This is a genomic window from Salinivibrio sp. IB282 (assembly GCF_001995685.1).
Taxonomy (GTDB): Bacteria; Pseudomonadota; Gammaproteobacteria; order Enterobacterales; family Vibrionaceae; genus Salinivibrio; species Salinivibrio kushneri.
The window spans coordinates 1-8,451 of the sequence record NZ_MUET01000092.1 but is presented as its reverse complement, the minus strand read 5'-3'; the positions used below and the strand labels follow the sequence as shown (position 1 = coordinate 8,451).

General features: G+C 51.8%; 5 protein-coding genes. 1 reads left to right on the top strand and 4 read right to left on the bottom strand.

The genetic code is table 11. The annotated features are described in order from the left end of the window. Window positions 1–2,432 (top strand): ligand-binding sensor domain-containing diguanylate cyclase (locus BZG14_RS13960; RefSeq protein WP_131825193.1); only part of this gene is annotated, 2,432 nt, incomplete at its 5' end. Between the two features lie 75 nt (window positions 2,433–2,507). Here the strand turns inward: BZG14_RS13960 and putP are convergent. The 4 genes from putP to BZG14_RS13940 all read right to left on the bottom strand — a co-directional run. Further along, complete coding sequence (putP, locus tag BZG14_RS13955) at window positions 2,508–4,004, bottom strand: sodium/proline symporter PutP (protein ID WP_077609018.1); 1,497 nt, start codon at window positions 4,002–4,004, stop codon at window positions 2,508–2,510. Window positions 4,005–4,050: 46 nt separating this feature from the next. Continuing rightward, a complete protein-coding gene (locus BZG14_RS13950) occupies window positions 4,051–4,761 on the bottom strand; it encodes an aldehyde dehydrogenase family protein (protein WP_077609017.1) in 711 nt (236 codons plus the stop codon). A gap of 31 nt (window positions 4,762–4,792) precedes the next feature. Beyond that, complete coding sequence (putA, locus tag BZG14_RS13945) at window positions 4,793–7,906, bottom strand: bifunctional proline dehydrogenase/L-glutamate gamma-semialdehyde dehydrogenase PutA (RefSeq protein WP_077609016.1); 3,114 nt, start codon at window positions 7,904–7,906, stop codon at window positions 4,793–4,795. Between the two features lie 231 nt (window positions 7,907–8,137). Continuing rightward, window positions 8,138–8,451: helix-turn-helix domain-containing protein (locus BZG14_RS13940; RefSeq protein WP_131825192.1), on the bottom strand; the 314-nt coding region annotated here is incomplete at its 5' end.

Genomic DNA, 8,451 nt, shown 5'->3' with positions numbered 1-8,451 from the left:
TCGATACTGTGAGCAGCTATCACCTGACCCAAACCGCCGATGGTCAAGTCTATGCAGCCACCGAAAAAGGGGTCTATCAACTGTCGTTACAACATGGCGCGACGCCTCTCTCTTTTCATAATCTGTTTCGTAAAGCCTTTTATGTTTCGAGTGGTCAGGATGGGAGCCTCCTCGTCGGCTCCGAAAATGGCGCTTGGCGCTATAAAAACAGTCGCTGGACACCACTGGCGAGTGAGCTACTCCACCAAGCGATTACCATGGTTGAACAAGACAGTCGTGGTGCCTATTGGTTGGGCACGCTCAACAACGGGATTGCCCACATGAGAGGCCAACATGTCGATTTTCTTGACGATCACCGCGGACTGTCTAACAACCGGATATTATCCTGGTTTGAAGACAATGAAGGCAGTATTTGGATAGGCACCAATGGCGGGGCAATGCGGCTTAGATACGCGCCGTTTGTAACGCTGACTAAAGATAATGGACTAGCCGGTGACTATGTGCGCACCGTACTTGCGGGCGATAAAAATACGGTGTGGGCAGGGGCTAGTGAAGGGTTAAGCCAAATTGATATCGTACAAGGTAATGCCAAAATATTAGCCGACGACATATCGGTGCTCAGTCTCGCGCCTCGAGCACAAGGTGGCGTCTGGGTGGGCACCTATCAACAAGGTCTCTATTATTGGGAGCAAGGCTCGCTCACCCCCGCCACAACACTGAACGATCAATTACCTGACCATGAAGTCAGGGCGATTGTCGAACGTGAGGGCACATTATGGGTGGGCACACCACGTGGCTTGATCAAGTTTGCGTCCCCGCCAAGCAACCAACCCGCGCGCGCGTCAGCCGTTTATCAAAAGCGTGCACGCTACACCAGCCAGAATAGTGCCCTCCCCGGCAACTATATTATGTCGTTAACGTTCGACGATACAGGCAAGCTATGGATAGGAACGGGCAGCGGCGCCGGGTATCTGCACAAACAGACCATCATTCCCCTCGATTTCAGCGAGCAAGAGCAAGCGCAGTATGTATTTGGCTTTTTCCACGAACCGGGTTACGTATGGATGGCCACTGATCGAGGAATTATCCGTTATCGGCAGGCGGATGGCCAACTCGCCTTGGTCGGCCGACCCCATGGCCTACCGATTGATAAATTCTTTCAAATCGTTAAAGGCGATGACCAAAGTTTTTGGTTGTCCAGCAACCGAGGGATCTGGCGAGTCAACTATTATCATGCCCATCAAGTAGCGGATAACACCCGCACGCGTATTGACTTTGAGCACTATGATCAAAGTGATGGCATGAGAAATAGTCAGGCCAATGGCGGCTCTAATCCTGCGGCGACCAAAACCGAAAAGGGCGATATTGTCTTCGCCACCGCCAAAGGGGTGACTAGCGTAAAGCCGACCCGGCTAGCGCAATTACTTAGCCAGCCGTTACCGATTGTGATGCAACAAGTGCGATTTGATGGCCAAGCGATTAATCCTGAGGCAAGTAACACCGCACCAGCGGGCACCAATCGCGTATCTTTCTCCTATGCGGCGCTCGGCTATACGATGCCAGAGCAAATCCAATATCGAACGCAGTTAGAAGGGTTCGAATCTGATTGGGCATACCGCCACGAAAACCATATTGCCGAATATACGAATTTACCACCGGGTGACTACACCTTTAAAGTGAGTGCGCGCTACCCCTATAGCGATTGGAGTGATGATGTGCTTAGCTATCGCTTCAGTGTGACCCCCTCGCTTTGGCAACGGTCAGATATACGTGCGCTAGGTTTTTTGGCCTTAGTCACCCTCGCCTACGGCGCCTTTATGTGGCGGATCCGCCGGATGCAAAAAAAAGAAGCGCAGCTCAAAGCGCTAGTGAAAGAGAAAACGCAAGCGCTGCAAGCGCAAGCTGACGACTTTGAACGTATGTCGAAAGAGGATGCATTAACGGGTCTGGCTAACCGGCGTGCGTTTGACGAGTACTGGCACCTCGCCTTTGATGATGCCAACCAGTCGGGCCAGCCCTTACAAGTAGCTATTTTAGATATTGATCATTTTAAGCGCATTAACGATCAGCATTCGCATCTGGTGGGCGATCAAATTATCCAGCGTATTGGGCGCTTTTTGCATAACGAACGCCAACAGTTAAGCCATGTTGCCCGCTGGGGTGGCGAGGAGTTTACGTTACTGTTTGTAGGTACCCCTGCAGATGGCTACACCTACTTTGACGGCTTACGTCGCCGTATCGCGGCACTGACCCTCGACGACATTGCGCCGTCATTAAAAGTGACGGTAAGCATTGGTGTGGCTGGCAACCATCAGGCCACGGATTATGTTGATGGCCTCAAGCAAGCCGATCAAGCCTTGTACCGTGCCAAGCGCGATGGGCGCAATTGTGTTCGTCAACGTAGTGGTCAATCGTCATACGCGGATGCGTAAAAAAGGTAAAAAAAGGAGCGCCAGCGCGCTCCTTTTTTGTTAGCTCTGGTGAAAAAGAAAATTTGTCACCAACGCTTACGCCATGGTTTCTAAACTCTTTTCATAAGACTCATATTGCTTGGCTACCGACTCGCTTGGGCCACCGGTTGCTTTACTGACCACAATCGCGCCCAGTCCCGCGAAGATAAAGCCAGGAACAATTTCATACAGATCGAAAATGCCGCCTGAAAGCTGTTTCCACACCACAACTGTCACGCCGCCGACGAGAATCGCAGTCAGTGCACCATTTCGGTTCATGTCACGCCAGAACAGGCTTAACAATAGTGCTGGACCAAAGGCTGCACCAAAGCCTGCCCATGCATACGACACCAGGCCAAGGACTGAGCTTTCTGGATCCATGGCTAAGCCGAGTGCAATCGCAGACAGCACAATCACCGCACCACGACCGACCATGACCACTTCTTGCGTGGAGGCATCGGGACGGAACACTTGCTTATAGAAATCTTCTGCTAACGCAGACGACGACACCAGTAGCTGTGAATCCGCGGTACTCATGATCGCGGCCAAAATCGCGGCGAGCAGGATACCGGCGATGACAGGGTGGAAGGCCGCGTTAACGAGAAGCATGAAGATTTTCTCGCCATCCTTCAGGTCACCGGTCATGTCGTTTTGCACGTACAAAATACCCACCAGCCCGATAAGCACCGCACCAAACATTGAAAGCGCAGACCAACCAACCGCAATACGACGCGCGGTGGTAATGTCTTTGTTTGAACGGGTCGCTTGGAAACGTGCCAAAATGTGTGGCTGTCCAAAGTAACCCAGTCCCCATGCGGCCAGCGATGCAATGCCGATCCAAGACAGAGGCTCGCCCTCAACATCACGCCAGATCGTCATCAATTCAGGGTTAATCGCCGCTACGTCGCCACCTAATTTGAAGATGCTACCGTCCATGATAACGAAGGGCACGACCAACAGGGCTGCCGCCATCAACAAACCTTGTACCAAGTCAGTCCAAGATACCGCTAAGAAACCACCGAACAAGGTATAAGACACAACACAAATGGTGCCAATGACCACCGCAGTGGTGTAATCAAACCCAAACACCGTGGTGAAGAGTTTGCCCCCTGCAACCAAACCTGAACTGGTATAGAAAAGGAAGAAAAGCAAAATGAAGAAAGCAGAGATGGTTTGCAGCAGTTTTGATTTGTCTTCAAAACGACGGGCAAAAAACTCCGGTAACGTCAATGCGTTATCTGCTTCAATACTGTAAGTACGCAGGCGCTTGGCACAAATTAACCAGTTCAGGTAAGTCCCTAGCAGCAAACCGCCTGCTAACCAAAGTGATTCCATTCCCGCAGCGTAGGCATAGCCAGGCAGGCCAAGCAGCAACCAACCACTCATGTCTGATGCACCCGCTGACAAGGCGGCGGGCCATGGGCCTAACGAACGCCCCCCGAGGAAGTAGTCTTCGGAGTTGGATGTGCGTTTGTAGGCATATACACCAATGGCAAGCATCATGATGAGATATGCCAGAAAGGTTGCACTGATGGCATAGCTATTGTCTATCATATCTGTCCCTCAATTACATGGCCCAGTCAGGACCATCTCTGGAAAGTTAATGTTCACCACTGCCGAGTTCCAGAAGCGTGGCATTACCACCTACAGCAGTGATATTTATGGTTCGGGTGCACTCGGTCACAAAACGCAACACATAGTCGGGCGAACCAATCACGGGATAATGCGCCGTGTCAGTTTCCGCAACCAGTGTGGCAATCACACCCTGTCGTTGTGCAAGTTGGCGATTGACATGCCGCACATGTGCGTCTTCCCCTGTCGTTGCCAACCCGACGATATGCGGATGAACCAGCAGATCGCTAAGCGCGTCAATACTTACGCGCACGGCCACACGGTCTGGGCATCCGGCTTTAATGAGGTCGGCCAGTACAGCGTCGACCATATCAGCGTGAGTGCCCTCAACACTCACTACCACACAATTACCAGCGACCAAGGCGGCGGCTAACTGGCCACATAAGGCAACGGACGTCAGCGAGGCATCGCCTGTCACCACGACGGTGCCACGCCCGGCGGTATAGAGCTCGTTAGTCTCCCCCGTTGGCCCTGGTAATTCATGTACTTTGTTGAGCAGTCGGTCTGCGCTGTCGCACTGAAAACGGATCATGCTCGCCGCTTGGGCAAAGTCATCGCCCCGTGCGRCAACGGTTTCAGACCACCGCTGTAATAAAATGATGCGGCCAGCAACGGCTTGATCGTTCCAGTCTTCCCATACCGCGTCACACTGCTCTAAAACGTTATTTAATTGCTCCATCACGCTTCTCCTGATCTTGATACCAACCGATTTATTGAACGTTTACTGACGCTTGTGTAAAGCGGTAGAGATAATGGGGACCACCTGCTTTCGGGCCAGTGCCTGACAGGCCACGGCCACCAAAAGGCTGAACCCCAACCACCGCACCGACTTGATCACGGTTCACATAGCAGTTACCGACGCGCGCGCGGTGCTCGATGTGGGCACACGTGGTTTCATTACGGCTATGCACACCCATTGTCAGGCCGAAACCCGTTCGGTTGATATCATCAATCACTTTGTCGAGTTCGTTGGCGCGATAGCGAACAATGTGCAAAATCGGACCAAAGTGCTCTTCACTCAGCTGGTCTATGCTGCGAATTTCAAAGGCTGTTGGCGGGACAAAGGTGCCTTTGTCACACTCAGCCGAAAGCGGTACCTGGGTGACTAATTTGCCGTTGCGCTTCATTTGTTCTATGTGAGCAAGCAATTTATCTTTCGCGGTTTGATCAATCACCGGCCCCACATCGGTAGACAGCCGCTCTGGACGGCCCACTGACAGCTCCGCCATTGCGCCTTTAATCAGGCTAATCACACGGTCTGCGATATCTTCTTGAATGTATAAAACACGCAGAGCTGAACAACGCTGCCCCGCAGAGGCAAACGCGGAACGCAATACATCACGCACTACCTGCTCGGGTAAGGCGGTACTGTCTACCAGCATGGCGTTTTGTCCGCCAGTTTCTGCCACCACTGGCACAGGATCAGCATCGCGATCGGCTAACGTGCGTGTAATACGTTGTGCAGTCGGAGTAGACCCTGTAAACGCCACACCGGCAATGCGGCTATCTTCGGTTAATGGCGCCCCTACCACAGGCCCACTGCCTGGAAGCAGTTGGATAACGCCAGTTGGGATCCCGGTTTCAAGTAGCAACTCAATCGCGCGATAAGCGATAATGGATGTTTGCTCTGCCGGTTTTGCCACCACGGTATTACCAGCTACCAGCGCCGCGCTGACTTGCCCCAAAAAGATAGCTAATGGGAAGTTCCACGGGCTAATACAGGTAAAGACACCACGACCTTGATAGGTCACGGACTGCATCTGGCCGTCAAACCCTGTGTATGAAAGCGGCTCGCCCTGCAATGCTTTGGCCTGCTCGGGGTAGTAACGCAAAAAGTCTACCGCTTCACGCACTTCATCAATGCTGTCGTGAATCGTTTTACCGGCTTCGCGATGACAAATCGCCACCAGCTCACCTAAATTCGCTTCAAGTTTATCAGCCAAGTCAAGTAAGTACTTACCACGCTCACTGACCGCTGTTTTCGACCACTCTGGGTAAGCATTCGCGGCAATATCGAGTGCATTGTTGACTTGGTCAGACGTCGCCCAGTCAACGTGACCGACTGGCTCTTCGCGATCATAAGGCGCAGCGATAGGATGCGTATCGCCAGCCAGACGCTGGCCATTGACAATGGGGCCGGCCTGCCATTGGTGCGCGCCCATAAAAGGCGCAACGCTTGCGGTGAAAGGCTGCCATTCTGAGTCGATATCAGTGGCTACGCCTTGAGAGTTCTTACGCGACGCGCCAAAGATATCTAACGGCAAGGGGATACGATCGTTATGCAGTGTTGGGTTAGCGCGCAGTGTATCGACAGGATCCGCAATCAGATCGTCAATCGGGCAACGTGCATCAACCAAGCGGTGAACAAAAGAGCTGTTTGCGCCATTTTCCAGTAAGCGGCGCACCAAATAAGGGAGCAAGTCTTTGTGGCTGCCCACTGGGGCATAAATGCGCACCTCAGTGTTAAACAAGGCTTTCGCATGGTTATACAGCGCGTCACCCATGCCATGAAGGCGCTGAAACTCAAAATCTTGATGAGTTGCCATCGAGGCTATCGCGGCAATGGTATGGGCGTTGTGACTGGCAAATTGCGGATAAACAAGCCCACGGACATGCTMGCTCAACAGAAAACGGGCACAGGCGAGATAAGAGACATCAGTCGCCTCTTTACGGGTGAATACCGGATAACCATGGTGCCCACCTTGCTGGCACAGTTTAATCTCGCTATCCCAGTACGCCCCTTTTACCAAGCGCATTGGGATCACATCGCCTTGCTCTTTCGCTAAAGCCGCTAGCCAAGTAATCACAGGGAGCGCACGTTTTGAATAGGCTTGCACCACCAAACCAAATTTCCCCCAGCCTTTAACCACAGGATCGCGGTATAGCTTTTCAAATAGGGCTAGCGAGAGTTCTAGACGATCCGCTTCTTCAGCATCAATGGTGATCGCGACATCTTTTTCACGGGCGCGCTCAAGCAGCACCAGCACAGTATCGAACATTTCGTCCATCATGCGATCGTAGTTAGCCGCTTCATAGCGCGGATGCAAAGCCGACAGCTTGATAGAGACCGATGGCGATGGGCCTTGATAGCTTGCTTTGGCATCGCCCACCGACTCAATCGCTTGTAAGTAATCCTCTAAGTAGGCTTTGGCATCTTCTTGCGTCAGTGCCGCTTCCCCTAACATATCGAATGAGTAGGTAAAGCCGTTATTGCGTGGGCCCTCACCGTTCTTCTGTGCTTCATCAATATCACGGCCAAGCACGAACTGGTGGCCCATGATTTTCATCGCCTGATGCATGGCTTGGCGAATCACTGGCTCGGACATTTTGTTAACAAGACGGTTTATAACAGAGGCTGGTTTCCCTTCGGTGCTTTCATCCAAGGTCACCACTTTTCCGGTGAGCATCAGTCCCCACGTTGAGGCATTAACAAACAGGGAGTCGGAGTGGCGCAAATGGGCTTTCCAGTCAGCAACACTCAGTTTATCGCGGATAAGTGCATCGGCGGTGTGCGAATCAGGGATCCGCATCAGCGCTTCAGCCAGACACATCAACAAAATCCCTTCACGGGTATCCAGGCTGTACTCAAGCAAGAGCGCATCAATCATTTGAACGGCTTTTTTATCCGCCCGTACCTGCTCAATCAACTGCGTGGCTTGACGACGTGTTTGCTCACGCTCACTGTCAGTGGCTTCCGCTAAGGGAATTAACTGTTGAAGCCATAGGCTTTCGTCAACGCAATACAGCGGCGAGATTTCAGACCAGATCTGCGCTAGTGGGCGCTCGATAAACGAGGGCTGCATAGCATCGATGGCTTTAAACATAGTGGTATCCTCACTCACGTCCTCCCAAACTCGGGCAGGAAAAATGTTACGTCATTGTTACTTTGCGATCGATTCTATGCGTGGTCTATCAGTAGGGTCTTACAAAATACACCGGCATTATTGCAAAATCCTCCGATGATTAACAAATAAAGCGGTCGATCGCCATAATGGCATAACAAATGAAGTGCATATTATTGATGCCTGAGAGGGCGAAAGCATATTGGGCCAAGCTTAAACCGAGCCCTTAAACCTGGCAGGAGAGAGCCCAAAATAGCGAGAAAACGCATTGGTGAAACCACTCTGGCTAGAGAAACCGCAACTATCGGCAATTTGTGCCATGGTCAACTCACTTTCTTTAATCAGTTGTTTCGCTAAAGCAAAGCGTTTTTCAAGCACATATTGATGCGGCGTGGTGCCCACCTGCTCTTTAAATAACTGGTGGAATTGGCTTTCAGCCAGAAACACACTGCCTGCTAGCTGCGCTACCGTGATCTTGCGGCTGATGTGCTGGTGAATATAACGGTCAATGATATCCATGTTTAAGC